This window comes from Xenorhabdus aichiensis (assembly GCF_028598775.1).
Taxonomy (GTDB): Bacteria; Pseudomonadota; Gammaproteobacteria; order Enterobacterales; family Enterobacteriaceae; genus Xenorhabdus; species Xenorhabdus bovienii.
Genome location: NZ_JAQRFO010000009.1, coordinates 87,103 through 113,156, shown reverse-complemented (window position 1 = coordinate 113,156; position 26,054 = coordinate 87,103). Strand labels below are relative to the sequence as shown.

General features: G+C 41.2%; 29 protein-coding genes, 1 pseudogene and 1 riboswitch. Of the genes and pseudogenes, 14 read left to right on the top strand and 16 right to left on the bottom strand.

All coding sequences use genetic code 11. The annotated features are described in order from the left end of the window. Positions 1–47 precede the first annotated feature (47 nt). Positions 48–281 carry a darcynin family protein gene (locus PSI22_RS21465; protein ID WP_370689007.1) on the bottom strand — a complete coding sequence of 78 codons (234 nt, stop codon included), beginning with the start codon at positions 279–281 and terminating at the stop codon, positions 48–50. 16 nt (positions 282–297) lie between these two features. Then, positions 298–414, bottom strand: coding sequence for a darcynin family protein (locus PSI22_RS06490; RefSeq protein WP_273579054.1), 117 nt, complete (start codon positions 412–414; stop codon positions 298–300). Positions 415–492: 78 nt separating this feature from the next. Here PSI22_RS06490 and PSI22_RS06485 point away from each other — a divergent pair, with 78 nt between their 5' ends. Continuing rightward, a complete protein-coding gene (locus PSI22_RS06485) occupies positions 493–1,110 on the top strand; it encodes a TetR/AcrR family transcriptional regulator (RefSeq protein WP_273579053.1) in 618 nt (205 codons plus the stop codon). 120 nt (positions 1,111–1,230) lie between these two features. Here the strand turns inward: PSI22_RS06485 and PSI22_RS06480 are convergent. Then, positions 1,231–1,428, bottom strand: a pseudogene (locus PSI22_RS06480) (ISKra4 family transposase); the annotation flags it as partial. A 101-nt stretch (positions 1,429–1,529) separates the two neighbouring features. Here PSI22_RS06480 and rlmA point away from each other — a divergent pair. Further along, positions 1,530–2,345, top strand: coding sequence for a 23S rRNA (guanine(745)-N(1))-methyltransferase (gene rlmA, locus PSI22_RS06475; RefSeq protein ID WP_273579052.1), 816 nt, complete (start codon positions 1,530–1,532; stop codon positions 2,343–2,345). A gap of 56 nt (positions 2,346–2,401) precedes the next feature. Here rlmA and mntP read toward each other — a convergent pair whose 3' ends face one another. From mntP to pabB, 8 genes are all read right to left on the bottom strand, one after another. Further along, on the bottom strand, positions 2,402–2,986 hold the full coding sequence (gene mntP / locus PSI22_RS06470) for a manganese efflux pump MntP (protein WP_273579051.1): 585 nt from the start codon (positions 2,984–2,986) through the stop codon (positions 2,402–2,404). 6 nt (positions 2,987–2,992) lie between these two features. Further along, a riboswitch (yybP-ykoY riboswitch) is annotated at positions 2,993–3,194 on the bottom strand. Positions 3,195–3,350: 156 nt separating this feature from the next. Then, positions 3,351–3,809: a DUF986 family protein gene (locus PSI22_RS06465; RefSeq protein ID WP_273579050.1), complete on the bottom strand. Its 459-nt coding sequence runs from the start codon at positions 3,807–3,809 to the stop codon at positions 3,351–3,353. Positions 3,810–3,927: 118 nt separating this feature from the next. Continuing rightward, entirely contained in the window at positions 3,928–4,776 is an 849-nt protein-coding gene (locus PSI22_RS06460; RefSeq protein WP_273579049.1) for a PTS mannose transporter subunit IID, read from the bottom strand. A 13-nt stretch (positions 4,777–4,789) separates the two neighbouring features. After that, a complete protein-coding gene (locus PSI22_RS06455; RefSeq protein ID WP_038206631.1) occupies positions 4,790–5,590 on the bottom strand; it encodes a PTS mannose/fructose/sorbose transporter subunit IIC in 801 nt (266 codons plus the stop codon). A gap of 85 nt (positions 5,591–5,675) precedes the next feature. Continuing rightward, positions 5,676–6,647 (bottom strand): PTS mannose transporter subunit IIAB, encoded by a 972-nt coding sequence (gene manX, locus PSI22_RS06450; protein WP_273579048.1) that lies wholly within the window; start codon positions 6,645–6,647, stop codon positions 5,676–5,678. A gap of 541 nt (positions 6,648–7,188) precedes the next feature. Continuing rightward, the gene (locus tag PSI22_RS06445; protein WP_038196443.1) at positions 7,189–8,553 is read right to left on the bottom strand and encodes an L-serine ammonia-lyase; all 1,365 of its coding nucleotides are present in this window, start codon (positions 8,551–8,553) and stop codon (positions 7,189–7,191) included. A gap of 170 nt (positions 8,554–8,723) precedes the next feature. After that, positions 8,724–9,293 carry a CoA pyrophosphatase gene (locus PSI22_RS06440; RefSeq protein WP_273579047.1) on the bottom strand — a complete coding sequence of 190 codons (570 nt, stop codon included), beginning with the start codon at positions 9,291–9,293 and terminating at the stop codon, positions 8,724–8,726. Then, positions 9,290–10,660: an aminodeoxychorismate synthase component 1 gene (pabB, locus tag PSI22_RS06435; protein WP_273579046.1), complete on the bottom strand. Its 1,371-nt coding sequence runs from the start codon at positions 10,658–10,660 to the stop codon at positions 9,290–9,292. Before pabB ends, PSI22_RS06440 begins: the two co-directional genes overlap by 4 nt. A gap of 166 nt (positions 10,661–10,826) precedes the next feature. Here pabB and PSI22_RS06430 point away from each other — a divergent pair, with 166 nt between their 5' ends. From PSI22_RS06430 to pip, 3 genes are all read left to right on the top strand, one after another. Next, positions 10,827–11,009, top strand: a complete 183-nt coding sequence (locus tag PSI22_RS06430; protein ID WP_273579045.1) for a YoaH family protein — start codon at positions 10,827–10,829, stop codon at positions 11,007–11,009. Between the two features lie 101 nt (positions 11,010–11,110). Further along, on the top strand, positions 11,111–11,485 hold the full coding sequence (gene yebF / locus PSI22_RS06425; protein WP_273579044.1) for a protein YebF: 375 nt from the start codon (positions 11,111–11,113) through the stop codon (positions 11,483–11,485). 79 nt (positions 11,486–11,564) lie between these two features. After that, positions 11,565–12,518, top strand: coding sequence for a prolyl aminopeptidase (pip, locus tag PSI22_RS06420; RefSeq protein ID WP_273579043.1), 954 nt, complete (start codon positions 11,565–11,567; stop codon positions 12,516–12,518). A 48-nt stretch (positions 12,519–12,566) separates the two neighbouring features. Here pip and PSI22_RS06415 read toward each other — a convergent pair whose 3' ends face one another. Then, positions 12,567–12,797 (bottom strand): DNA polymerase III subunit theta, encoded by a 231-nt coding sequence (locus PSI22_RS06415; protein ID WP_038188777.1) that lies wholly within the window; start codon positions 12,795–12,797, stop codon positions 12,567–12,569. Between the two features lie 334 nt (positions 12,798–13,131). On the opposite strand from PSI22_RS06415, the gene ftnA reads away from it, so the two are divergent. From ftnA to htpX, 8 genes are all read left to right on the top strand, one after another. Continuing rightward, positions 13,132–13,635: a non-heme ferritin gene (ftnA, locus tag PSI22_RS06410; RefSeq protein ID WP_273579042.1), complete on the top strand. Its 504-nt coding sequence runs from the start codon at positions 13,132–13,134 to the stop codon at positions 13,633–13,635. A 224-nt stretch (positions 13,636–13,859) separates the two neighbouring features. Further along, positions 13,860–14,246, top strand: a complete 387-nt coding sequence (yobA, locus tag PSI22_RS06405) for a CopC domain-containing protein YobA (RefSeq protein ID WP_273579041.1) — start codon at positions 13,860–13,862, stop codon at positions 14,244–14,246. After that, positions 14,246–15,190: a copper homeostasis membrane protein CopD gene (gene copD / locus PSI22_RS06400; protein WP_273579040.1), complete on the top strand. Its 945-nt coding sequence runs from the start codon at positions 14,246–14,248 to the stop codon at positions 15,188–15,190. The genes yobA and copD overlap by 1 nt, the downstream gene beginning before the upstream one ends. Before the next feature lie 86 nt (positions 15,191–15,276). Beyond that, entirely contained in the window at positions 15,277–15,630 is a 354-nt protein-coding gene (locus PSI22_RS06395) for a YebY family protein (protein ID WP_273579039.1), read from the top strand. Positions 15,631–16,220: 590 nt separating this feature from the next. Beyond that, the gene (gene msrC, locus PSI22_RS06390; protein WP_273579038.1) at positions 16,221–16,718 is read left to right on the top strand and encodes a free L-methionine (R)-S-oxide reductase MsrC; all 498 of its coding nucleotides are present in this window, start codon (positions 16,221–16,223) and stop codon (positions 16,716–16,718) included. A 95-nt stretch (positions 16,719–16,813) separates the two neighbouring features. Then, positions 16,814–17,536, top strand: coding sequence for an RNA chaperone ProQ (gene proQ, locus PSI22_RS06385; protein WP_273579037.1), 723 nt, complete (start codon positions 16,814–16,816; stop codon positions 17,534–17,536). 19 nt (positions 17,537–17,555) lie between these two features. Continuing rightward, the gene (prc, locus tag PSI22_RS06380; RefSeq protein WP_273579036.1) at positions 17,556–19,628 is read left to right on the top strand and encodes a carboxy terminal-processing peptidase; all 2,073 of its coding nucleotides are present in this window, start codon (positions 17,556–17,558) and stop codon (positions 19,626–19,628) included. 180 nt (positions 19,629–19,808) lie between these two features. Next, positions 19,809–20,693, top strand: coding sequence for a protease HtpX (htpX, locus tag PSI22_RS06375; protein ID WP_273579035.1), 885 nt, complete (start codon positions 19,809–19,811; stop codon positions 20,691–20,693). A 162-nt stretch (positions 20,694–20,855) separates the two neighbouring features. Here htpX and PSI22_RS06370 read toward each other — a convergent pair whose 3' ends face one another. The 3 genes from PSI22_RS06370 to hxpB form a co-directional block, all read right to left on the bottom strand. Further along, positions 20,856–22,247: an L-cystine transporter gene (locus tag PSI22_RS06370; RefSeq protein ID WP_273579034.1), complete on the bottom strand. Its 1,392-nt coding sequence runs from the start codon at positions 22,245–22,247 to the stop codon at positions 20,856–20,858. 354 nt (positions 22,248–22,601) lie between these two features. After that, positions 22,602–23,183 (bottom strand): metal-dependent hydrolase, encoded by a 582-nt coding sequence (locus PSI22_RS06365; RefSeq protein ID WP_273579033.1) that lies wholly within the window; start codon positions 23,181–23,183, stop codon positions 22,602–22,604. Between the two features lie 238 nt (positions 23,184–23,421). Next, on the bottom strand, positions 23,422–24,087 hold the full coding sequence (gene hxpB / locus PSI22_RS06360; RefSeq protein ID WP_273579032.1) for a hexitol phosphatase HxpB: 666 nt from the start codon (positions 24,085–24,087) through the stop codon (positions 23,422–23,424). Between the two features lie 208 nt (positions 24,088–24,295). On the opposite strand from hxpB, the gene PSI22_RS06355 reads away from it, so the two are divergent. Continuing rightward, on the top strand, positions 24,296–24,835 hold the full coding sequence (locus PSI22_RS06355) for a YniB family protein (protein WP_273579031.1): 540 nt from the start codon (positions 24,296–24,298) through the stop codon (positions 24,833–24,835). A gap of 340 nt (positions 24,836–25,175) precedes the next feature. Here PSI22_RS06355 and PSI22_RS06350 read toward each other — a convergent pair whose 3' ends face one another. Continuing rightward, a complete protein-coding gene (locus PSI22_RS06350; RefSeq protein WP_273579030.1) occupies positions 25,176–26,039 on the bottom strand; it encodes a fructosamine kinase family protein in 864 nt (287 codons plus the stop codon). Positions 26,040–26,054: the final 15 nt, after the last annotated feature.

Below are 26,054 nucleotides of genomic sequence, written 5' to 3'. Positions count from 1 at the left end.
TACAGGCTACTTGTAGCCTGTATTGGTACTTACACGGATTTTTACTGTTAAGCTGAGACGACATCGCGCCCATAGTTTTTAGCGTAAGCATTTTCGACCCCCGTAAGGATTTCAACGATATCAAAGTACCGATCCCATAACGGTGTTTCACGCAACTCTTCAACGAGCAGTTGATAGCTTTCATGATCTTTGGCATCCCATACCCAGATGTCTGTGACTCGTGTTGAATAAAACTCGACGTCATAAAAACGCAGCGAAACACCGGCGGCATGTTTTTTGATGATGGGGGTAAAGATTTCAGCAAAGTGTTTGAAGCGTTAAGCGTTGGTCGATAGAGAAACTCAGCCACTCAGGGGTTGTTTTGACCAGCATGAATACGGTTAAAGCGGGGGTAAAATGTTGTGATTGAGACATGATTGTCGTTCCTTGCATTCGTTGTTGAGGCCTCTATAATGTGAGCTATTACTTATTTTCACAACTCGCATTCCCCCCATGACAACGTTATCAAACCAAGAGCGACCAAGACTACGAAAACAGCCGAAACAAGCGCGCTCTCTCGCGATGGTTGAAGCGATTATTGAGGCCACTGCTCGCATTTTGGAGCGGCATAGTCACGAAGGTTTCTCAACAAATGCCGTTGCAGAACTGGCTGGCGTGAGTATCGGTTCCCTGTATCAGTACTTTCCATGCAAAGATGCGCTGATGGGGGCGCTAATCGTGCGTGAGTCAGCACGACTTATCACCGAAGCACAAAAGGCGGTAACAAAGACGAGTGGGCGTGCCGGGATTTCTGCCTTTATTAAGTCCTGTGTCGATCACCAACTGCGCCGCCCTGATTTGGCGCGGTTGCTTGATTTTGAAGAGGCACGTTTGCCTTTTGATAGTGGTGTGCAGTGGGCGAATACACAGTTGCGCAGCATCATCACTGAACTGCTGATAACCCCCGATATTCCTCCCCAAGCTGATATCCAGGTTGCTATGCGAGACGTGATGGCAATAATCAAAGGTATGGTTGATACCGCAGGTGAATACGGTGAATCTGCCAAATCAGGGCTTACGGAAAGGGTTGAACGTGCTGTATTTGGTTATTTGTCTTCCAGCCCACATTAACTGCAAATGAAATTTTCCCCCTAAAATGGCTTATTGGATTGTATGGGTGTACCTAAAGAAGACACTGCAATGAGACACTTCCTGCGTCTTACAAGGAGAGCGTAAAAAAGTTTGGGGCACTTATGCAGCAACAGCTTCTGTCAAATAGCGATCCGTTTCTTCACATAATTTTATTCCCGGATACTCATGCTCAAATCGGGCTTTTAAATCATCATTGAGTACCGCTGTCCGCGTCTGGAGTAAGTCATGTGCGCCTTGTTGACTCCATTGCATTTGCTGCTTTTTCACCCTGCGTTTAGCGATGACTTCATTGAAAGACAATAAATTTAGAACTTGGAATAGTCAATCCAGTATCACCCGCAGTCCTATAAAAAACATGTTATAGTAAGCCTCTAAATTTCCCTATTCATCGGAATATTATGTCTTATCAATGCCCTCTATGTCATTCACCATTATTGTTCATACATCATCAATGGCGCTGTGAAAACAATCATCAGTTTGATTGTGCGAAAGAAGGCTATGTTAATTTGCTGCCAGTTCAACATAAGCGCTCAAAAGAGCCGGGCGACAGTGTTGAAATGATGCAGGCGAGAAGGGCGTTTTTACATTCTGGCCACTATCAGGAATTACAACAGAAAACTATTCAGTTGTTTGACAAGTATTTGCCAGAAAGTGCCGGAACGTTATTGGATATTGGTTGTGGTGAAGGCTATTATACGGCAGCGGTACAGGCACAGTTGAATCTCCATCGGGATATGACGGTATATGGTCTGGATGTAGCGAAAATAGCGGTTCGTTATGGGGCTAAACGCTATCCAAACGTCAATTTCTGTGTAGCATCCAGCCACCGCCTGCCATTTGCTGACGGTTCACTTGACGGAATTCTGCGGATTTATGCGCCTTGCAAAGCGACTGAATTAGCTCGTGTTGTAAAACCGCATGGCATTGTTTTGACGGTTACACCTGGCCCACGTCATTTGTATCAGCTAAAGGAATTGATTTATCAGGAAGTAAATTTACATCCTGAAAACAAGGAACAGTGGGAGGGATTTGAATTAATTTCGACAGAAATGCTGGCCTATGCAATGCCATTGGATGGAGAGCAAGCCCATAATTTATTGCAAATGACCCCTTTTGCCTGGCGGGCATCAGAACAGGTTAAAACTAATTTGATGACTGAAAAACTGTTTAATTGTGAAGCTGATTTTATGCTAAAAGTTTATCGGCGTACTTGATAATGATAGTTTAATTCGGAATGGATATGGAAAAAATATCTATTCCGGAAAGATAATTATGCTGCATACATAAATAATTTAAGATGCTCGAATAATATATTGAACCCAATGATGATTAATATCAGGCCGCCAATCAGTTCTGCTCGTTTGCCTAATAACGGTCCAATATAACGTCCGATTAACATTCCTAATGTAGCCATAATCATGGTTATTATTCCAATTGTCATGGCGGTATGCAAAATATCGACCTGTAAGAAGGCAAGACCGACACCAATCACCATAGCATCGAGACTCGTTGCAATTGCAGTGATAACTAATGTCATTGAACTATGGCGGCGAGGAGTAGATTCAATGGTAGTTTGAACATTATTTTTCAAACTTTCAATAATCATCCGACAACCAAGCATGAACAGCAGTGAAAATGCAATCCAGTGATCCCATTCCATAATATATTGGCTGGCATAAAGTCCCAAAAACCAACCGATTAAAGGCGTGCAGGCTTCAACCAAACCAAAGATAATACCTGTACGGATCGCCTCACGGAAACGTGGGCGGTGAAGAACGGCACCTTTTCCTACTGCGGCAGCGAAAGCATCCATGGATAGCGCGAATGCGAGAATGAGTGTTGCGTAGAGATTCATCGACATAGCCTCGGCTGGGTGATTCCATATACACACAACCCACACCCAACCAATGGTGGTGTCATGTGTCTATGGTCTTGCCAACCGATTTAGAGCTTATTTTTATTAGGCCCTTCAGGCATTCGTACCACGTTTTGTTGCAAACGAGTATGTTGATACGAATTTTCCAAAAATGTTTTGGAACAGGCTACTCCCCAATGACTGGAAGTGACAATACCAGATTTAAAATAAAAGGCAAAAAATATTTGGTTATATATTAAAAAATTTTATTGATAATGGTTATCATTATCTGTCGTAATTGAAAAATGAAGCTAATATTAATTATTCGCCTCATTTAAAATATGGATATTGATGAGGTATGATATTATCTATTGTTGACAAGGAATTGATAGATTTTTTCTAAATCATCCAGTTTGCTTACAGTAATATATATATTAGCTTTTTCAAAGTTTATCATTAAAATACCGTCTTCAGATAGATTCATTGTGCTTATTTTTTTATATTGAAAAAAACGATTAGCGTAATAAAATCCTTGTTTTTTGAAAATAAGTTTAGGTGAACGAATATAACCTAAATATATTGTAACCAAGATGATAAATAACAGTAAATAGGTGGTGAATTGATTGCCATGTACGATAACATTATTATAAATGACGATGGAAATCAGAACGATAAATATTAAGGCATCGATCCGATGTTTTCTTTTTAATTTTATATTTAATAACGTTTTGCCTTTGAGCTGATTAATAATAAATTCATCATAAATCGCAAAAGCGAACATTAATAAAACCAGAATTATCAATATGATATCATTCAAACTCATTTTAAATCCCTAATTTTTTATATAGCTAATGGGTTTTTTATAATATGTTTGTTCTTGCAATAAAGAAGTGGGGGAGGAAAACCTCCCCAAATACGAAAGTAACGTAGAGAAATCAAACTTAACCGAGGAAACCAAAACGGAAGCCCACGATTCCCAGAACGAAAAAGCCCATGATGATCCACAGTGGATTGACTTTTTTCCGCAGCAGCCACATACAGCCGAAGGTCAGCAATAGCGGCATCAAGCCAGGCATTAACTGGTCAAGGATAGTTTGAACTGTGGTGACTTTTATTACGCCAGTGGTAGGATCGGGTACTTCAGAAACTACCAGCGGAATATTCACTTTAGTCCATTTATTGACTAGCGCTCCCATGACAAACAGGCCAAGAATTGACGCTCCTTCTGTCATTTTTTGCAAGAAGCCGCCGCCCATATCCTTAACGATATCCAAGCCTTTTTTATAGCCGTAAGCCACACCAAGGTAGCGGGTGAGCAATCGCACTAAGTTAAACAGGAAGAAAAATAGAATTGGCCCCAGCGGGCTACCGCTCATGGCAATTCCGGCACCAAGGGCGGCGAAGACTGGACGCACGGTTCCCCAGAAAATCGGATCGCCCACGCCAGCCAGTGGCCCCATCAAGCCGACTTTGATCCCGTTAATGGCACCGTCATCAATATCAGCACCATTGGCACGCTGTTCTTCCATTGCCATGGTGACACCAAGGATAGGTGCTGCCACATAAGGATGGGTGTTGAAGAATTCCAGATGGCGTTTTATGGCTTGTTTTCGTTCCTCAGTATTTTCAGGATAGAGGCGACGAATAACTGGCACCATTGAGAAGCAAAAACCCAATGCCTGCATACGTTCAAAGTTCCATGAACCCTGACATAGATTAGAGCGGAGAAAAACACCACGGATATCACTTTTCGTCAGCTTTTTCTGACCTGTGTTTGTTGTATCTGACATGTTGTTCATCCTCTTAATCTAATTCGTTATCAAGGTCATTTGAAGTATTGCCTGCAGAAGCGGCTGTCTGTGATTGGTTATATTTAGGGCTAAGTTGGATATACAGGATAGCCATAACAACGCCAATCACACCCAATGCAACAAGGTTGAAATCAGTAAAGGCCGCTGTGACGAAACCGAGGTAGAAGAAGGGCATCAAGTAGCCAGCGCGCATCATATTAATCACCATTGCGTAACCGACAACGACGATCATGCCCCCTGCGATATTCAAGCCGCTGGTCACAACTTGTGGAATCGCGTTCAGCATGCTCTGAACTTCAGACGTACCGACTGACAATGCCACGACCAGTGCAGGCAGGGCGATACGCATTGCCTGAAGCATTAACGCAGAAATGTGAAGGGCGCTGATTGCACGGAGATTACCGTTTTCTGCGGCTTTGTCCGCCGCGTGCTGGAAGCCAACGGTCAGAGTACGGACGATAATGGTCAATACTTGTCCTGCCGCAGCCAGAGGAATAGCCAGTGCGATACCTGCACCAACGTCTTGCCCGCCAGCGATAACCAGAATGGTTGAAATGATGGAGGCTAATGCTGCATCGGGGGCGACTGCCGCACCGATATTCATCCAGCCAAGAGCAATCATCTCGAGTGTACCGCCGATGATGATGCCGGTTTTCATATCACCCAGTACTAAGCCGACTAATGTACAGGCAACCAGCGGACGGTGGAATTGAAATTCATCAAGAATAGAATCCATGCCTGCAATACAGGCAACGATGAATATCAACAAAAGTTGAACAACGGTAATTTCCATTGTTTTTCTCCTGTAACCAAATGGAATTTGGTTAGAATTTCGTTATTGAGTAATGGTTAGTAAAATAGCATCTGTCTTTTGTTTTTTAAGCTTTTTTAAGCAGATCAATCATATTCAAGCGGGTATCACTGGAAACTTTGCGAGCTTCAAGTTCTATACCGCGGGAATTTAATTTCTCGAAAGCTTCAATGTCAGCGCTATCAACCGAAATAGCGTTATTGATCTGAGTTTTGCCCTGACGAAAAGCCATACCACCGATATTGATGGATTCAAGCGAAACACCGCCTTCGACAATCCGCAGTACATCTGTAGGATTTGTGAACAGCAGCATGACACGCTCACCCGCATATTTGGGGTTGTTGTAAACACGAACGCATTTAGCAACGTCTATCACATGAGCGCTGACGCCAGGAGGCGCGACTTGCTTCAACAAAGTGGAGCGGATGGTATCTTGTGCCACATCATCGCTGACCACAATGATGCGTTTAACATTGGTTTCTTTTGTCCAGCGAGTTGCAACTTGACCATGAATAAGGCGGTCATCGATGCGCGCAAGGGCAATTTTCATGTGTCCGCCACCAGAAACGGTAGGTGATGAAGCGGGAGCAATGGTTGGTGCTGCGGGTTTGATTGGTTCAGGTTTTTGGGTTTCTTCAGCTTGTTCTGTTTTAAGGGCGCGGATACCTTCTCTTCCTGTTTCCAGTGCCACAGAAACCAGCTCTTCCATTGATGGATCATCGTCGCGGCACATGAAGGCTTCAACCAGCATGGGGACGTTTACGCCAGTGACAATTTCGTAGTTGCTTTTGTCAACCACGATACGGTTGGCTGCATTGAATGGGCTACCACCCCAGGTATCCACGAAAAATAAGACACCTTGCTCTGTATTAAGTGATTCCAGTTTCTGGTTGTATTTGTCGAACAATGTATCGGCATTTTCACCGGGTACGAAGTCAATATAAGAAACGTTTTCCTGTTCTCCAATCAACATCTCTGCGGTATGAAGCAGTTGCTCTGCCGCAGCCCCATGTGTGCCAATCATAATGGCTATACTCACTTGTTTTTCCCCTTTCTGTAGCAATTGAACTCAGGTCTACTGCAAGCTTACTCTCAATATTTCTAATGTATTGCGCCTCCTATTAATTAATATGATAGTTGCAAACATCATGTCCTATTGAGAATCTATCTCAAATATTTCATTTCTCATGGTTTTATATTTTGTTACATAAGAAAATATATCGTTAGATTATCATTTGAAGCATTTAAGAAAATTGCTATCAGTCAGAAAAATTAAGATGGACTGTTTTGATAGACGAAAACAAGATTTTCGTTTTAATTTTCATTTTATTATGATTTTTTATTCTTTATATTTTCATTTTAGTGGTTTATTGAACTGTTTCCGGTAACATTTTATTAATGTTTGTATAAAAAAAATGTGATGTTTTAGGGGGAAAAGAGAAAATAATGTACTTAAGTGATCCGTTTCAGCCAAAAAATATCCCTGCCATGTGGCAGGGATATTTTTCTAGATAAGGCGTATATACTAATAATGGATAACAAATACCGCTCATCAGGGTGTTGATGAACGGCATCTGTGATTAGTCACACTGAACTTTAATCGCCAAACCACCGCGTGATGTTTCACGGTATTTCGCGTTCATGTCTTTACCTGTTTCGTACATAGTTTCAATGACTTTATCTAGCGAAACACGGGGTTCGCTGGTACGGCGAAGTGCCATGCGAGATGCATTGATGGCTTTGACTGAAGCAATCGCATTACGTTCGATACATGGAACCTGCACCTGCCCAGCAACCGGGTCACAAGTCAGACCGAGGTTATGCTCCATACCAATTTCTGCCGCAATGCAAACTTGCTCAGGGCTCGCACCCAATAATTCAGCAAGACCTGCCGCTGCCATTGAACAGGCAACCCCAACTTCGCCCTGACAGCCTACTTCTGCACCAGAAATAGACGCGTTCATCTTATACAGGATGCCGATTGCACCAGAGGCAAGGAAATAGCGGATATAAAGATCTGGCGTAACTGGCTCAATACAGTGGTTGTAATAAGCCAATACCGCTGGCACGATCCCACATGCACCATTGGTTGGCGCTGTTACAACTCGGCCACCCGCCGCATTTTCTTCATTGACCGCCAATGCAAACATATTGATCAAATCAACCACGTTCATTGGGTCATTGGAGAAATTATTTGATGATGTCAGCATACGGTGCAGAGCTGCGGCACGGCGAGGCACTCGCAGTGGGCCTGGCAATAGGCCTTCCGTGTTCAGACCACGGTCAATACAGGCTTGCATGGTATTCCATACATCGGCAAAGTATTCGCCAATTTCTTCTCTACTATGCAAATCCAGCTCGTTTTTCATCATCAAGCCAGAAACAGACAGACCTGTTTTGCTACAATTCATCAGCAGGTCAGCAGCAGAGCTGAATGGATAAGAAACTGGTTTGGTATCTTGAGAGGGTTTGCCAAAATGTTCTTCATCAACAATAAACCCACCACCGATGGAGTAGTAAGTTTTGCTGTAAATTTTTTCGTCACCTGCGAATGCATGAATCTGCATACCGTTTTCATGTAGTGACAGATTATCGCTGCGGAAGTTCATACCTCCGTCACGAGGAAAATCGACTTCATGTAAACCATTTGCCAGTGGCAAACGTTGAGTTTGCTCAACATCACGAATAAAACCAGGAATTGAATCAATATCAACAGTCGCGGGCATGTTACCTGCCAGCCCCATGATGATGGCGATATCCGTATGGTGACCTTTCCCAGTTAATGAAAGTGAGCCGTAAACATCAACAGCTACACGCGTGATAGAGGACATTACTCCTTGGTTTACAAGATCATCGACAAATTGTTTTCCTGCTTTCATAGGACCAACAGTATGAGAGCTGGATGGGCCGATACCCACCTTAAACATGTCGAAAACGCTAATCACGCCAGACTCCTTTAAGAAGAAAGAGATATAGTTATTTATATTAAAGCGCGCTACTTTACTGTTATTTAGTAGCGTTGATAAAGGAGTTTACAGTTTTTTTTTAATTATAATAGCAATTGATATGAATGTGGCTAAGAAACGCACATTTTGGTGATGCTTTGCGATTATTGTTAGACCGATCTTTGAACTTGTTGTGCCAGCCGATAAATAATAGCCGCAGTTAATCCCCAAATCATTTGTTCACGATACCAATAAAAATAGACTCGGTGCTGTCGATTGCGGCTTTTTATATCTAAATATTGGTAGTGGGGAAGAGAGAGAGCATCAAAAAGTGGAATTTCAAAAATTCTTGCCACTTCTGTTGGATTTGTCCGAAAAGAAAGAGAGGGAGAGACTAACCCGACAACGGGAGTCACACGATAGCCCCCACTGCTGTCTAAGGGGGCTAGCTGCCCCAATACTTGTACTTTGTGATGTGGAATGCTGACTTCTTCTTCTGCTTCACGCAAAGCGGTGGCAATCAGAGAATGATCTTCGGGATCGGCGGCTCCACCAGGAAAAGCGATCTGACCGGCATGTGAGCGCAGGTTTTTAGCGCGCTGGGTTAATAAAAGCGTTGGCTCTGGCTTACAGATAATCGGCAGCAATACAGCAGCATTTCGCTGGTTGTTCGCCAAATCTGCTGGCTGCGTAGGAAGTTGCAATTGAAACCGATGAATGAAGTCAGAAAGCGATGTCATGGTATATGGAGTTCCCCTAATTGAGGTAAGATGCGCCCCAGTTTATCAAATGTTTCCTGATATTCTTTTTCAGCAATGCTATCTGCGACGATTCCACCACCTGCCCAACAGTAAATTTTTCCCTTTTCTGTCAGTAAGGTACGTATGGTGATATTGCTGTCCATTGTACCGCAGAAACTAATATAGCCAATAGCACCGCAATATCCATGCCGACGATGAGGTTCCAACTCTTCAATGATTTCCATAGCACGAATTTTGGGTGCGCCAGTGATTGAACCACCTGGAAAACAGGCTCGGAGTAGATCGGTGGCATGATATTCATCAGGTAATGTTGCTGTAATGGTACTGACCAGATGGTGCACAGCGGGAAAGGGCTCAACGACAAATAATTCAGGAACCTTGACTGAGCCTGGTGTTGCAACCCGTCCGATGTCATTTCTCAATAAGTCAACAATCATCAGATTTTCAGCGCGATCTTTGCGGGAGTTGGCCAATTTTTTGGCTTGTAAATGATCTTCTTCCGGATCTTGCAATCGTGGTAATGTTCCCTTAATGGGGCGTGTCTGGATTTGCTTATCTTCCAGTAATAAAAAACGTTCAGGCGAAACGCTGATAATGCAGTTTTCAGGCAAACGGATAAAAGCAGAAAAGGGAGCACGATTACTATCATTGAGTTGGGTGAAGGCCTGCCACTCATCACCTTGATAGCTGGCATGAAAGCGCTGTGACAGATTGACTTGATAGCAGTCTCCATCACGCAGATAGCGATGAATCCGGGTAATTTTTTCGTGGTATTGCTGCGCAGTCATATTGGATTGCCATTGACTGCTCAGGGAGAAATTTGTTTCCCGGTTTTTTTGCTGTGATTCTAGCCATGCCAGACGATTATCGAGATTGTGATAACCCAGTAATGTTGCTTTCTGTTGGTGATGATCGATGATCAGAGCCCAGTCGTAAATCCCAACGGCCATATCCGGAAAATCCAGTTCATTGGCAGCAATGGCGGGTAATTTTTCAATCTTGCGGCCAAGATCATATCCCCATAGACCTAATGCCCCCCCCTGAAAAGGGTAATCAGGATCGAATTGCGGAGTAATATTGCGAATATGCAGATGCTTTTTCAACAACAAGAATGGATCTTCCTGAGAGAGTGAAACTTCACCATTACAGTTGATTTCTGTTGATTCGCTCCGTGTGATAAGCGTTGTTACTGGTTCGGCAACTAAAATATCAAATCGGTTATGGGGATGTTCAGCCGTTCCAGAATGTAACAACATTGCCCAAGGTGATACTGAGAGAGGGGCAAAATATCGGGTGGCAAGATCAGGAGAATAAGGTAACAGCCGTTTTTGTAATGCAATCTTCATGATGTAACCAGTGTTGGCGTTGGGTAATTCGAAAAAATAACTTATTAACTGCTGGAGATTATCACAGAATCTCACCCCTGACTTGAGATAAAAGCGTCTATTAAAACCTATTGGGTATATAATCCCGTTTGTCATTAATTGTGAACGTATATTTGAGGTTATGTTTATGTTTTCAGGTATGCCGGCATTATCCCATGAAGAACAGCAAGTTGCAGTAGAAAGGATCCATCAGTTCATTTCAGAAGGTATGAGCAGTGGGGAAGCTATTGCTATTGTTGCTCGAGAGTTGAGGGAGAAACATCAGGGCAAGGAGCAGATCCATGTTTTATTTGAGGATGACGAAAAATAACCGCCACGCATTTTTAACAAAACTCACATAATTACTTTCTATTACATGTTAGTTTACCCCAACATTTAATCCATATTATTTGGGTGGTAATAGGAGGTAATATGAAGGCAAACCAATTTATTCATCGTATTGGGTTATTGGGAACAGGCATTCTGCTTTCCGTTTCATTGACTACTGCATCAGCCGCTGAAAATGATCACATGGCGAAGTTTGTTTCTTGCAAAAACTTAACCAAAGACCAAATAGCAGCACAGGTCAAGCAAGATTTCTTACAAAATCGTATTCATCACTGGGATAAAGACAGGAAACAATTAGGAACTTCAAAACCCATTGCATGGGTAAATGTCAATGATATGACTGGTGATAGAAATACGTTACAGGTTCCGCTTATTGTTCGTGGCTCCCAAAGAGACAAAAGTTACAATGTCACAATTGATTGTCAAAAAGATACAATCAATTATAGTGAGGTAAAGTAAATAGCTTGTCATGATAACTTTAAATGTATTCGGGATACTGGGAGTGTATCCCGTTTTATTTAACCAGTGAGAGGTCTTTATGGCGGAACTACGAAAACTTTATCCGGCTTATGACGCGTACCAAACGGGATATTTGGATACCGGAGATGGACATCAGGTTTACTGGGAACTGTGCGGCAATCCAAAAGGTAAACCAGCGGTATTCATTCACGGAGGCCCTGGTGGAGGGATCGCAAATTATCATCGACAGTTATTTGATCCTGAGTGCTATCATGTCATGTTGTTTGATCAACGTGGTTGTGGGCGCTCCAAACCCCATGCCAGTCTTGAAAACAATACAACATGGCACTTAATTGATGATATTGAGCGCCTGCGTAATTTGATGGGGGTTGATAGCTGGCTGGTTTTTGGCGGTTCATGGGGGACAACTTTATCTTTGGCTTATGCTCAGAAACATCCGAGTCGTGTATCAGAGCTGGTGTTAAGGGGTATTTTTCTACTTCGTACCCAAGAATTGCATTGGTATTATCAGGACGGTGCTTCCCGGTTTTTCCCAGATAAATGGGAACGCTTGATATCTATCCTTTCTGAAGAAGAACGCGAAGATGTAATGGAAGCTTACCGTAAACGCCTGATGAGTGATGATCCAGAAGTACAGTTGAAAGCTGCCCGTTTATGGAGTCTTTGGGAAGGTGAGACAGTAACATTATTGCCTTCTGAAAATGCAGATTCATTCTCAGAAGATAAATTTGCCCTGGCATTTGCTCGTATTGAAAATCACTACTTCGTCAATAACGGTTTTATGGATAATACACAGCAGTTATTGGACCATATTGATCTTATCAGGCATGTTCCTGCTGCGATCATTCATGGACGTTATGATATGGTGTGTCAGTTACAGAACGCATGGGATCTGGCAAAAGCATGGCCGGAAGCGGAGTTGCATATTGTAGAAGGTGCTGGTCATTCCTTTGACGAAGCAGGCATTTTACACCAGTTGATCAAGGCGACTGATAAGTTTGCTGGAAAATAGCTGAGATAACCACCCACTTAAGTGGTGGTTATCTTCTTCGTCCCATCCTTAACGGCTTCTGGGTTCATAAGGTAAGCGTGAAAAATACCTTGATTGCTGGCGGTAATGATTTAATCTCTGCCGGAAATATTCTCGCAGGTGCTGTGGTTGAGATTGTTCAACCGTGTCAGGAATGACAGGCATGTTATAGCGTTCTTTAAATGCAACTCCTGATGCCGCTAAATCAACATTGACCTTATCCATTTCATCTTTAGATAACTTGGCTAAGTTATGAACCATCATATCCTCTCTAAAAAATAACACTCATTTTTACGGGATAAAATTAATCGAGTCCTCTTTATTTAGCAAGTTGTTTAATTGTGGTAAAAATAACCAGCTAAACATTAATAATATCAATTATCATTTTTATTAGTCATTTATTTTTTCAAATAGATATTTAATTAAATAAAAGTGATTCTTATTTTCTTATATTTAATGAGATTTATTCTTATTGTTTTATTTTAAATAAATACTTAATTATCAATTAGTTGAGTATTTTTATTTTATTTTTGTTTTATTGATTTTTAATAGGCATAATATGCGGAATTTAATAAATTACTAGGAGTATGGGTTGATGTTAAAACAAGAAATGGTTAAGAAATTAAATGAGCAATTAAATCTGGAGTTTTATTCTGCCAACCTATACTTGCAAATGAGTGCATGGTGCAGTGACAAAGGATATGAAGGTGCGGCGGCATTTCTGAGATCGCATTCACAGGAAGAAATGCAGCACATGCAGCGCCTGTTTGATTATTTGGGTGACACGGGAGCAATGCCTGTTCTCGGTGCTGTTCAGGCTCCTCCAGTTGAATTTAACTCGATCTCTGATGTATTCAATCAGACCTATGAGCATGAAAAACTGATCACAGAAGAGATCAACAAGCTGGCTCATGTAGCGATGATGACACAGGATTACTCTACTTTTAACTTCCTACAGTGGTATGTTGCTGAACAACATGAAGAAGAAAAACTGTTCAAATCCATTCTGGATAAATTGGGTATGGTAGGTGAAAGTGGCAAGTCACTGTTCTTGCTGGATAAAGATCTGAAAGGATTGTCTGTACCAGCACATGCCTGATAGATAAGCAAAATAAGCTCATCTGGCTTTTTTACCGTAATTTCTGCTTTTTCGTTTGTTTTTGTGGCAGGAATTACGGTTCTTTTCATTTTTGTCCTCATTTTTGCGTAGTGGTTCACAGGTCATGACTTTGGCCGCAGATTATCGCAGATTAAACCTGTTTTTTGATATAGAATCCCTATTTAGGTATGAAAATTCACCTGTATATTAAAGGGTTATCTATTATGTCCATTCTTAGCATCCGTTCATTCTGGGCTAAATTATCTGCTCTGGTGGTTCTATTTGTCGGAATGTCTTGTCAACAGGCTTTGGCTCATGCGCATTTGAAAGACCAGACGCCAGCAGAAAACACAATAGTTGAAGCAGCTCCACAAGCTATAACTCTGAGCTTTTCAGAGCGCATTGAGCTTGGGTTCAGTAAAGTAAAACTGATTGGCCCAGAAAAGAAAACCGTTAAAACGGGTAAGCTAGAACTTGATCCTGACACTAAGACCAAATTAATTCTGCCAGTTGAAGATAAACTTGTCGCGGGAGAATATAGCGTCGACTGGAGCGTGCTCTCTGTCGATGGTCATAAAACAAAAGGCGCTTATAACTTTACTGTAAGATAATGATTTCGCTTGAGGCGTTATACGTACTCTGCCGTTTCTTTCATTTTGTGGTAGTCATGCTGATGTTTGGCCTTAGCTTGTTTACTGCCATGCTTGCCTCAGGCCGTTTTTCGGTACTGATGAGAGAACGGTTAAGAGTCGGAGTTTCAATCAGCACTGTGCTGGCCTTAATAACTTCAATAGCCTGGTTTATCATACAGACAGGATTAATGGGAGATGGCTGGCATGATGTTTATCAGTTCGATATTTGGCTAACCGTGCTGGGAACTGCTTTTGGTCAAGTGTGGAAATGGCAGCTATTGGTTGCAGCACTTGCTGTTGCGTGTTTGTTCTTTTTTCATACTAAAACTAGAAATTTCTTATTGTTGGGCTGCTCTGTTATTTTGCTGTCAAGTCATGCTTTCATTGGTCATGCTGCAATGCATGAGGGGAATATCGGGTTGTTACTTCAGGCTAACCAGATTGTTCATTTACTAAGTGCTGGTTATTGGTTTGGTGGCCTGTGGCCTTTTTTGCTGTGTTTGCAATTCTTAAGGCTGAAGAATACATTGAATTCTAACTTATATCGTGATGGTACATATAGCGGTTATATAGCAGACAAGCTATCTGGTGAAAGCGTAGCTGCAATGCGGAAATTTTCGAATTATGGGCATTTTGCCGTTTTTATGGTGATCATCACGGGTATTGTGAGCAGCATCATTTTAATCCCAGACTGGCCAGTTTTCAGTACCACCATTTCTGAGTATCAATCAATGCTGTGGTTGAAAATTGCCTTGGTTGCTGGCATGGTGCTTCTGGCGCTGATCAATCGTTATATTTTGGTACCCAGGTTAAATCAGAAAAGGCGCTATGAATGGTTGACCATGAATAGCTGGTTGGAGATTATTCTGGGAACATCTGTACTGTTATGCATAGCCATCTTTGCAACGGAACCTCCCGTATGATTCCTGAGTGATAAATGTTGATTTGGCTATATAAACACGAAAGTGATCGGTAGAATCAGGCGCATATGTCTATCAGAGGAATGATAATGAAACGAGTATATTGGGTTTTAGCTTTTTTGTTTTTCTCTTTTCAGAGCATTGCCGCACCAATACAAACTGTCAGTAAATTGCAGTTCGGGAAACAATGGGCCTTTACCCGTGAAGAAGTTATGCTTGATTGCCGCTCGGATGGGGCACTATTTGTGATTAACCCCAGTACATTAATGCAGTACCCATTGAATGATCGTGCAACACAGCTTATGGAATCCAATAAAGTTATTGCTACATCGTTAAGTAAGATCCTTTTAGATGATCCTGAGCATTCCAATCAAAAAATGAGTATTGAGCCATTTCAAAAAGCGGCATTAGCTTTATGTGATAATACACGTGACAAAAAATAACTATAAGTTGACACTGCTAGTGTGAAGCGCAACCTAGTCACAGTCTATGAGGGACAAAACTTGGTAAATCATTGCATGTCAGCTACGCTTTAAGTGGTAGGTTGTTCTACGTCTCAATGGTAGTTTTTAGCGCAAGGCTCTTTGATAGAGCCATTTTCCATAGGCCGAGTAGAGGAGTACACTCGGCCTTTTTTTGTTTTTTACCATATGGCGATGGCGCAGGAGATTTTACTTTTTTCAATAAATTGTTTTTTCTCCTGATATATATAATAAGTGAATGGAGATCAAACAACCCTCAGTATATTGATAAGGTGTTTTATTATAATAATATGAACAAGGACACGGATCTGACTGCAAGTCAGGCGAGTTTTTAATATAAGTTGTGATATTTCCCTGAATTTTATAAATGAATACGGGTAAAAATAATTAAAGAAAATTCTAATTCAGGGATACAAGCGGTATTCTAGAAGGATGCCTGCCATGATGACAGGCTATTGTTCAAAATAGTTTATAGATAGCAGGGCAGTAACTTTGATGTTAATATTTTGTCTTAATAACATTAATTAATTTGGTCGTTATAATAGGGGCGTATGGATAAGCATAAATTTTATCAGGAGCTATCAGATAGCTTGATGGCTCTATTGTCAGGTGAATATGATTTAATCGCTTCTCTTGCCAATACAAGTGCATTGTTAAGTGATTGTTTGGATGATGTTAATTGGGTCGGCTTTTATTTGGTGGATGGTAATACTCTAGTTTTAGGGCCATTTCAAGGTAAGATCGCTTGTGTTCGTATTCCTATAGGAAAAGGGGTATGTGGAACTGCTGCGGCAAAAAATAGCATTCAGCGTATTTCTGATGTACATGCTTTTCCCGGTCATATAGCTTGTGATGCCACCAGTAACGCTGAAATTGTCCTTCCTTTGGAAATTAATGGGCAAATTATTGGCGTATTGGATATCGACAGCACTGTTTTTGAACGGTTTGATGAAAATGATGAACATGGCTTGAAAGCGCTTGTTATCAGGCTTTGTAAGCATTTGGGGCAATGCGTCGTGCCAAAATATCTACAACAGAACGTAACTTAACATACGTATAACGTGGCATTTATCAGTAACGCTATTATAATGTCGCCTGTTCATGCCTGCGCTGGTTGGCAAAACCGTTGTAATCAGGAAATTTCATGGAAACTGAACCTAAGTTGAATAGTAGTAAAGAAGTCATTGCTTTCTTGGCGGAGCGCTTTCCTCTCTGTTTCGCAGCAGAAGGTGAAGCACGTCCTTTAAAGATCGGGATCTTTCAGGATATCGTTGAACGTATTCAGGGTGAAGAATGTTTAAGTAAAACACAGCTTCGTTCTGCTTTGCGCTTGTATACATCCAGTTGGCGTTACCTTTATGGTGTTAAAGAAGGTGCCCAGCGTGTTGACCTTGATGGTAATGCGTGTGGTGAGCTGGAAGTTGAGCACATTGAACATGCGCGTCAGCAACTGGCAGAAGCGAAAGCGCGAGTACAGGCTCAACGGGCTGAACAACGTGCCAAGAAACGTGAAACCGAAAACGCATCTGACAAAAAAAGCGAACATCCTGTGAATAAAAAGACGGCACCTCGTCGTCAAGCATCAGGTGATGGTGAAAAACGTTCATCTCGTTCGCAAAATCGTCTGCAACAATCACGTAAACCAGCAGATAACGTTACAAGAAAAATTGCACAACCAAAAATTTCACAACCTGAGTTAACCTCAGTCACAGACGTATCCTCTTTGAAAGTCGGGCAGACAATCAAAGTAAATGTAGGTAAAAGTTTAATGGATGCTTCTGTGCTCGAAATTGCAAAAGATGGTGTAAGAGTGCAACTACCTACTGGTCTGGCAATGATTGTACGCGCAGAACACTTAAAGTTCTGATACGGAGGCCAACTTGGGCATGAACAAACTCATTAATTTGGCTTTCGTTTTAGGTCTATCATTTTCTGGTATAGGGTATGCAAATACTGCTAATGTCATCAGTAGCAGTACTGTTAACGGGAACAATGCGCCTGTTATTGCCCTCAGTCAATTGCCAGATTTAAAACCGGAACAACAACATTCAACCGTGAGTAAGCGGATTGTTTCTCGCTTTTTGCGTTCTCACTACCGCCATTTTTATCTGGATGCTGCTTTTTCAGGGAAAGTCTTTGATCGCTACCTGAACGCATTAGATTATGGCCATAATGTTTTTCTTGCATCAGATATTGCACAGTTTGCTGAACAGAAAGGGCTTTTAGGTAAAGCGCTTGAAAATGGTGATTTAAGGCTGCCTTATGCTCTGTTTAACTTGATGCAGAAGCGCCGTTTCGAACGCTATCAATATGTTCTTTCTCGCTTGGAACAGCCTGTTAATTTAGATGGCAATGATACGTTTGAAACCGAACGTACTAAGGCTCCGTGGCCGACCAGCGTTGAAGAATTAAATAAACTCTGGGATGCCAAGATTAAATTTGATTGGATAAATCTCAAACTGTCTGGTAAAGATGATAAAGAAATCAAGGAAATACTTACCAAACGTTATCGAACTCATCTAAAACGTCTTAATCAAAGTAAGAGTGAGGACGTTTTTCAAATTATCATGATGGCTTTTGCGCGTGAAATAGACCCTCATACTAGCTATCTTTCACCTAGCAACACAGAGCAATTCAATTCAGAAATGAGCCTTTCTCTTGAAGGAATTGGAGCTGTCTTACAATATGATGATGAGTATATCGCTATTCGTTCACTGGTTGGGGGAGGCCCCGCAGCGAAGAGCAATTTACTGAAAGATGGGGACAAAATTATTGGGGTCGGGCAAGCCGGAAAGCCAATCGTAGATGTTGTCGGATGGCGTCTGGAAGATGTTGTGACTCTGATAAAAGGGCCGAAAGGAAGTAAAGTTCGCCTTGAAATCATACCCAGCACGAAAGGAGCTAAAAATCATATCGTCACGTTAACTCGTGAGAATATTCGCCTTGAAGATAATGCAGTTAAGATGTCAGTGAAAACGGTAGGAAAAGAAAAAATTGGCATCCTTGATATACCGAGTTTCTATGTTGGCCTGACTAACGATGTGAAAATACAGCTGCAAAAATTGACCAAACAGGGCGTTTCTTCAATTGTCATTGATTTACGGTCCAATGGTGGTGGAGCGTTAACTGAAGCTGTATCGCTGTCTGGTTTGTTTATTTCTACTGGTCCGATTGTGCAAATCCGGGATAATACCGGTAGAATAAAACAAGACTCAGATACTGATGAAGCGATATATTATAAAGGTCCTCTAGTCGTTTTAGTTGATGGCAGGAGTGCTTCAGCATCTGAAATTTTTGCTGCTGTTATGCAAGATTACGGCCGGGGCTTAATTGTTGGTGATCCTACTTTTGGTAAAGGTACTGTTCAGAATCACCGTTCTCTAAATCGTATTTATGATCAGATGTTAAAACCTGACTGGCCAGAGATTGGTTCAGTGCAATATACTGTTCAGAAATTTTATCGGGTGAATGGTGGCAGTACTCAGCTTAAAGGTGTAACTCCTGATATCCTCATGCCAACAGCGGAAGAGCCTGCTGATATAGGTGAAAGCCAAGAGGACAATGCGTTACCGTGGGATAGTATTCAGCCAGCATCTTATCCTTTCTCAAAGGTTATTTCAGCGTCGGTGCCGTTACTGGCTCAATTGCATAACCAGCGTATTGCCAATGCTCCTGAGTTTAAATATATCAAGCAAGATATTGCTTATTACAAATTAATAAAAGCTCGTAATGGCGTTTACTCTCTGAATTATGCTCAGAGAGAGAAAGAGAATAAGGAGTATGAATCAATCAAGTTGAATCGTATTAATGAGCGCTTTAAACGAGAGGGTAAAAAATCGCTCAAGTCACTTGATGATTTACCGAAAGATTACAAAGGGCCAGATCCCTACTTGGATGAATCGGTACAAATTGCTCTAGATTTGGCACATCAACCAGCCGAAATGACTCTGACGAAGTAATTTTAAAATTCGTTACAGATAAAAGGCCGACTTGATAGTCGGCCTTTTTTGTAACACTGTAAAGTTATGTTGATTCTATCGCTTAACATCTTAAAAAAATTGAATAATATGGGCTGAATCCCCATATTTATGGTTTAGCTCTTAGTTGAACTATTTGATAATTAAAGGAAACAAATTTATATGATGCGAATAGCCTTGTTCCTTCTCACTAACCTCGCGGTCATGGTGGTGTTTGGGATAATACTTTCACTCACAGGAGTTCAGCGAAGTAGTGTAGCTGGCCTCATGATTATGGCTGGTTTGTTTGGTTTTGGTGGTGCGTTTATTTCTCTGTTAATGTCGAAATGGATGGCATTGCGTTCTGTTGGTGGTCAGGTCATCGAAAATCCTTCCAATGAAATGGAATTGTGGTTGATGGAGACTGTTCGCCGTCAGTCAGATCAGGTTGGTATTACTATGCCACAGGTTGCTATTTACGATGCTCCTGATATTAATGCATTTGCGACAGGTGCACGTCGTAACGCTTCGTTAGTTGCTGTCAGTACTGGGTTGCTGAACAATATGAGTCGTGATGAAGCTGAAGCTGTTATTGCTCATGAGATCAGCCATATCGCTAATGGTGATATGGTAACGATGACGTTGTTACAAGGAATTGTGAACACATTCGTTATTTTTATCTCGCGTATCATTGCACAGGCGGCTTCAAGTTTCCTATCCAGCAATAATAATGAGAATGAAAGTAGCAGCAACGGTAACCCAATTGTTTATATGGTGCTTTCAATGGTGCTGGAGATTGTATTCGGTATTCTGGCAAGCATTATTACCATGTGGTTCTCCCGTTACCGTGAATTTCACGCAGATGCAGGATCAGCGAAACTGGTTGGGCGTGAAAAAATGATTGCTGCGTTGCAACGTCTTAAAACCAGCTATGAGCCTCAAGAAGAGGGCCGTATGATGGCATTCTGTATTAATGGTAAGTCTAAGAGCTTCAGTGAATTATTCTTATCTCATCCCCCATTAGATAAGCGTATTGAAGCCCTTCGCAGTGGTGAATATATAAAGTAATGCCATAGTCGCTTGCTCTGTTATGGCCTGAAGTAAATATTCAGTAAACATAAAGCCGGGATTCATCATGAATTCCGGCTTTTTTATCGCTCTTTTGAGCATAAAAAAATGTCCCCTTTGCTTATTGAGATACAAAGGGGACGGGATTTTATCTGGTGCAGATTAGGACTGACTTAATCCTATCTCTTCATCTTGCTCTAATATTTCTTTGTTAGTTTTACCCATCAATTGACTAGTGATTGTGCCAGCTGTCATTGCACCATTGACGTTTAATGCTGTGCGGCCCATATCGATAATAGGTTCAACAGAAATCAGCAGTGCGACTAAAGTCACGGGTAGCCCCATAGCAGGTAAAACAATCAGTGCTGCGAATGTTGCACCTCCACCAACACCAGCGACACCTGCAGAGCTGATTGTCACAATACCGACGAGAGTCGCAATCCACAGGGGATCGAAAGGGTCAATACCAACGGTTGGGGCAACCATTACTGCTAACATGGCTGGATAAATACCGGCACAGCCATTTTGACCGATAGTCGCACCAAAAGAGGCAGAAAAACTGGCAATGGATTCTGGTACACCAAGGCGACGGGTTTGTGTTTCAACATTCAACGGAATACTGGCAGCACTTGAACGGCTGGTAAATGCAAACGTCAGAGCCGGGCCGGCTTTCTTGAAGAATTTGATCGGGTTGATGCCAGTCAGTGCCAAAAGCCCTCCATGTACGACAAACATCAAACCAAGGGCAATATAGGAAGCAACGACAAAATTGCCCAGTTGTGCGATATCGTGAATGTTGGAGCTGGCAACGACTTTAGTCATCAGAGCCATAACGCCGTATGGTGTTAGGCGCATAACCAGCCTGACGAGTTTCATTGCCCATGCTTGCAGGGTATCAATGGCAATAAGAGCTCGCTCACCACGTTCATGGTCATCTTTAAGCATTTGTAATGCAGCGATACCCAGAAACGCGGCAAAAATCACAACACCGATAATTGAGGTAGGGCTTGCTCCAGTAAGGTCAGCAAATGGATTTTTAGGAATAAAAGAGAGGATAAGCTGTGGCACACCCAGATCTGAAACTTTGCCAATATAATTTGTTTCAATAGCAGACAGGCGCGCCGTTTCTTGTGTGCCTTGAATTAATCCTGCAGCAGTCAGACCAAACACATTGGCGATAATGATGCCGATTAAAGCTGAAATTGCAGTGGTGAACAACAAGGTTCCAATTGTCAGGAAACTGATTTTCCCTAAAGCAGACGCTTTATGTAAACGTGCGACTGCACTCAGAATAGAAGCGAAGACTAATGGCATAATAACCATTTGCAGTAACTGCACGTAGCCATTGCCGACGATATTGAACCATTTAATTGATTCTTTCACGATGACATTGTGTGCACCATAAATGACGTTCAATGCCAGCCCAAAAATAACACCTACGACTAGGGCAACAACAACTTTTTTGGACAGGCTCCACTTATTGGAGCTCGCTTTTGCTAATACTATAAGTAGTGCTATAAAAATCAGCACATTAATGACGAGTGGTAAATTCATCCCTAGCCTCCAAAATTTCTAACTATATGATTTTTTTGTATGGTATTTAATCGCGCTAGGTTATAACGGAACGTTATACCATTTAATAGATAAGAAAACATGGTATCAGCATAAGAAAAGTCTTACTTATAATTAAATGGAATTAAATATAATGATTTCTTACTATCTAGTGCAATTGGTTATATAGCCTTATGTTATTACATTTGATTTTCGTCTGATTTTTGCTGATTGGCGATATAACTTGCGGAGTTACAGATAGTGATTAAAGTGCAGGAAACAAAAATTATTTATGTTTTAGAGAATGACCCCATTGAGGAAATGGGGTCACGAACTGATAAGGATATATTTAATCCGCTACTTATATAGGCTCTGCAACTTGTCAATTTGCAACTTATCGATTTGTAATTTATCAAAATAGTGGTGGATAAACGAAAAATCAATGTGATGTGGAAGGAGAATGGCAATGACGACCACCAGCACAGCAATAAATCGCTCCGCTTTTTTGCGTTCCTTTCCTCTAAGAATAGGGATACAAAAACGTATTCTCAGTGGCCATAAGAGTGGAATACCTGCGGGTGTAAGCATATCAGCAATCAGATGGCTGATATAACCCACAATCATTGCATGAAAAAAGTCAGTTGGAATGGGCCAACCAGACGGTATTTCAGCCTGGAAGAGAATAATTCCTACCACCAGAGCCAGTAAGCTGTGAGTAAATCCGCGATGCCCGCATAGTCGTGCAATAGGAATTGATATAAAACGGAATAATCTACCTAACGTTGAACTGGGATGATCAATATCAGGTAACAATGAGGCCAGAAGCACTCCAGGAAGCATATGAAGCCAGTCTCCCTGTGCTATTTCTGGTGTAATTTCTAGCTGGTGAGCCAATACGAGGCTGGCAACTGAAAAGAGGAGATGCCCTTCTGCTGTCATAACGATTTATATTAATTATTTATGCTGATTGCTGTTTATACATACAGTGGGGCAGTATAGAGGGTTTTTCACAAGTATGATAGGGGGTAAATAAGATAAATCTGTTATTTATTAATATATGGCACTAAGATTTAATTGGTTTTTACCTAGAGCAGCTAAGATGAAGTACACTATGATGAATATTTGCGCTGCCGTGTAGGGAAAATACAAATCAAAAAATGGCAGCGCAGAACAACTATCAAGTAATGTTTTCTATGGTTAATTCTTCCAGTGAATTTAACTTATTATCAGCCAATGACCAGCGGGGGTCATCAAAATGGTGGAAGGCAGGAATCACAATAGAGCGCATTCTTGCTGCTTTGGCTGCTACCATACCGTTGAATGAATCTTCCAGTGTAAGGCAATTAATAGGGTTAACCCCAAGTTGGCTAGCTGCCTGCAGATACACTTCAGGATGTGGTTTACTGTATGGTAAATTTGCAGCAGAAACTACAACATTGAAGTAATGTCTCAAGTTAAACAATTCAAGTACTTGCTCGAGCATATTATGGGGGGACGCAGAAGCCAGACCGACTTTAAGGCCATGTTTATGACAGAGGTTTAAAGCGTATTCGACACCGGGAAGCAGGGGACGGTTTTCTTTGACTAACCGGATAACGTGGTTGATGATGCGCTGTTCAACTTCCTTTTTTGAGGTGCCTTGCCAAGGTGATAACTGATACCATAGTTCAACCACCTTATCGATGCGTAATCCCAGTGTATCAGGCAATTTATTCGCCAAAGATAAGTCCAGTCCCAATTCACCAAATACGGTTTTTTCTCCTTGCTCCCAGTAAGGCTCTGAATCAATAAGCAGGCCATCCATATCAAAAATGGCGGCTTCTATAGGTAAATGAAATGACATCTTATATCTCTCCTTGATGGTGATAGCGATTAAAGATTTATAATTGTAGCAAGCTCTATGTTTTAAATCTCGTTATGAACAGATAACAAAGAAAGGCATAGTTTTCTAGGAAAAATGAGAGTCATACATTACAAATGAGGTTAAAGTTAGTCTCTTATCAGCTATCATTGAGTAAAAATAAAATGATTTATGCTAATGAGGAATGTTAATGACGTACCAACAAGCTGGATATGTTGCTATTGCGAAACGGATCTTGGGCTGGGTTATTTTTGTACCCGCTTTTTTGTCAACTTTTGTCTCAGTGATCAATCTGGCATGGCAACATGGTGTGAAAGGAAGTGGAATTTATGCAGTATTGAATGATTTTTTAAGAATGATGACAGAGATGATCAAATTCAATACATCATTTTTGGATTTTTTCTGGAAGCATTCACCAATACCTGATCGTATGGTGATGATTACAGGTACAAATGTTAGTTTCCTTGTGATCTATTTTCTTATGTTCGTCGGGTTGGCAATGAGTGCATCAGGCTTAAGAATGTATCGCCAATTTAAATTCATCAAGGAACATATCGAAGATCAAATGATCCTTGAAAATGCTAAGGAAAGTGGAATAACCAAGGAGCAGTTGGAAGCCAAGATTAAATTTCCTCTTCATTCGTTATTCAGTCAAATTTTTATCCTTTATATATCACCAATAATTATTGGTGCGATTGCTTATTTTTTATCAAAACTATTGGGTTGGTAATGTAAAAATAAAAATAATAGCTGCGGAAGCATTTATCTTCTCTTCGCAGCTTATTAAAATATTCAGTGGCTTAATCGGCATTAGTAGTGTTTTTTTACCTTTGTTCTATCTAATAAGCATTTATTTCTTAATATAATAAATTTTTCTTTTTTATTTTATCTATCAGGTGAAAACTAATTAAGCATAGTTAATGTATTTAGTGTGTCGTGAATTTTGTTTTATCGTCATTGTTAATTTGTTTAATATACAGATAATTAACTCCGATTTTTGGCAATGGTGTTAGATCAGAGTTAATAATAATGATTGTTATTTTCATTGATTAAGTAGATAGCGGTAATTGCTATTCAGATAATATATTATCAATCATATTTTGCACCATGATGAAGTTTTCCCCTCCAAAAAGGTTGCAGCGATTCAGTAAGTAGTAAAGTTGATAAAGTGGTTGTCGCTCAATAAAACTTTGTGGTAATGGCCAAATACTTTGGTAACCATCAAAAATTTGTAGGGGTAGCTCTGGACAAAGAGGCAGCATGGCAAGGTCACATTCACGATCTCCCCAATAGCAGGCGGGATCAAATGCTGCGGCAGAGTTGCTATTTAATGATGCACAATTTGTTGGCCATAAATCGCCATGTAGGAGAGAAGGCTGAGGTTGGTGAGATTGTAGCTTGTCACTGATTATTTGGACAATAAGCTCGATGTTGCCAAACACCATTCCCCTATCTGCCGCGAGTTGTAATTGCCAGCCAATCCGTTTTTCTGCGTAAAATTGATTCCAGCGCTTTTGCCATCCATTAGGCTGTATGGTGGTCGCGAGCATGTTATCAAAATCAAAACCAAATTTAGGTTGTTCACTCCATTGGTGCAGTTTCGCGAGTTGTTGGCCAAAGTAGTACGCACTATAGGCATTAAATGGCTTTATAGGTAAATATTCCAGCAAAAGAAAACTATGGTCGCGATCGTACCCAACGCCGTAAATTTCAGGGACACGGATAGTTTTGCTGTGGGCCAGCAATTCCAGTTGTTCTGCTTCTGCTTTAAAAACAGGTAACATTTCTTTCAAATTGGATTTGATAAAAATATGCTGTTCGCCGTACTGAACACACCAAGAACGGTGAATATCCCCTCCTGCTAATTCCGTTTTATTGTGAATTTCAGCGCTACCAAAATGCTCACTTAATAGACGGTTCACTGCTTGCCACATGATTCACCTCATTAA

Excerpts from the sequence above, each read along its gene's own strand:
- PSI22_RS06490 (WP_273579054.1), bottom strand. The coding sequence starts at position 414 with ATGTCTCAATCACAACATTTTACCCCCGCTTTAACCGTATTCATGCTG.
- PSI22_RS06485 (WP_273579053.1), top strand. The coding sequence starts at position 493 with ATGACAACGTTATCAAACCAAGAGCGACCAAGACTACGAAAACAGCCG.
- rlmA (WP_273579052.1), top strand. The coding sequence starts at position 1,530 with ATGTCTTATCAATGCCCTCTATGTCATTCACCATTATTGTTCATACAT.
- mntP (WP_273579051.1), bottom strand. The coding sequence starts at position 2,986 with ATGAATCTCTACGCAACACTCATTCTCGCATTCGCGCTATCCATGGAT.
- PSI22_RS06465 (WP_273579050.1), bottom strand. The coding sequence starts at position 3,809 with ATGAGTTTGAATGATATCATATTGATAATTCTGGTTTTATTAATGTTC.
- PSI22_RS06460 (WP_273579049.1), bottom strand. The coding sequence starts at position 4,776 with ATGTCAGATACAACAAACACAGGTCAGAAAAAGCTGACGAAAAGTGAT.
- PSI22_RS06455 (WP_038206631.1), bottom strand. The coding sequence starts at position 5,590 with ATGGAAATTACCGTTGTTCAACTTTTGTTGATATTCATCGTTGCCTGT.
- PSI22_RS06440 (WP_273579047.1), bottom strand. The coding sequence starts at position 9,293 with ATGACATCGCTTTCTGACTTCATTCATCGGTTTCAATTGCAACTTCCT.
- pabB (WP_273579046.1), bottom strand. The coding sequence starts at position 10,660 with ATGAAGATTGCATTACAAAAACGGCTGTTACCTTATTCTCCTGATCTT.
- PSI22_RS06430 (WP_273579045.1), top strand. The coding sequence starts at position 10,827 with ATGTTTTCAGGTATGCCGGCATTATCCCATGAAGAACAGCAAGTTGCA.
- yebF (WP_273579044.1), top strand. The coding sequence starts at position 11,111 with ATGAAGGCAAACCAATTTATTCATCGTATTGGGTTATTGGGAACAGGC.
- pip (WP_273579043.1), top strand. The coding sequence starts at position 11,565 with ATGGCGGAACTACGAAAACTTTATCCGGCTTATGACGCGTACCAAACG.
- PSI22_RS06415 (WP_038188777.1), bottom strand. The coding sequence starts at position 12,797 with ATGGTTCATAACTTAGCCAAGTTATCTAAAGATGAAATGGATAAGGTC.
- ftnA (WP_273579042.1), top strand. The coding sequence starts at position 13,132 with ATGTTAAAACAAGAAATGGTTAAGAAATTAAATGAGCAATTAAATCTG.
- yobA (WP_273579041.1), top strand. The coding sequence starts at position 13,860 with ATGTCCATTCTTAGCATCCGTTCATTCTGGGCTAAATTATCTGCTCTG.
- copD (WP_273579040.1), top strand. The coding sequence starts at position 14,246 with ATGATTTCGCTTGAGGCGTTATACGTACTCTGCCGTTTCTTTCATTTT.
- PSI22_RS06395 (WP_273579039.1), top strand. The coding sequence starts at position 15,277 with ATGAAACGAGTATATTGGGTTTTAGCTTTTTTGTTTTTCTCTTTTCAG.
- msrC (WP_273579038.1), top strand. The coding sequence starts at position 16,221 with ATGGATAAGCATAAATTTTATCAGGAGCTATCAGATAGCTTGATGGCT.
- proQ (WP_273579037.1), top strand. The coding sequence starts at position 16,814 with ATGGAAACTGAACCTAAGTTGAATAGTAGTAAAGAAGTCATTGCTTTC.
- prc (WP_273579036.1), top strand. The coding sequence starts at position 17,556 with ATGAACAAACTCATTAATTTGGCTTTCGTTTTAGGTCTATCATTTTCT.
- htpX (WP_273579035.1), top strand. The coding sequence starts at position 19,809 with ATGATGCGAATAGCCTTGTTCCTTCTCACTAACCTCGCGGTCATGGTG.
- PSI22_RS06370 (WP_273579034.1), bottom strand. The coding sequence starts at position 22,247 with ATGAATTTACCACTCGTCATTAATGTGCTGATTTTTATAGCACTACTT.
- PSI22_RS06365 (WP_273579033.1), bottom strand. The coding sequence starts at position 23,183 with ATGACAGCAGAAGGGCATCTCCTCTTTTCAGTTGCCAGCCTCGTATTG.
- hxpB (WP_273579032.1), bottom strand. The coding sequence starts at position 24,087 with ATGTCATTTCATTTACCTATAGAAGCCGCCATTTTTGATATGGATGGC.
- PSI22_RS06355 (WP_273579031.1), top strand. The coding sequence starts at position 24,296 with ATGACGTACCAACAAGCTGGATATGTTGCTATTGCGAAACGGATCTTG.
- PSI22_RS06350 (WP_273579030.1), bottom strand. The coding sequence starts at position 26,039 with ATGTGGCAAGCAGTGAACCGTCTATTAAGTGAGCATTTTGGTAGCGCT.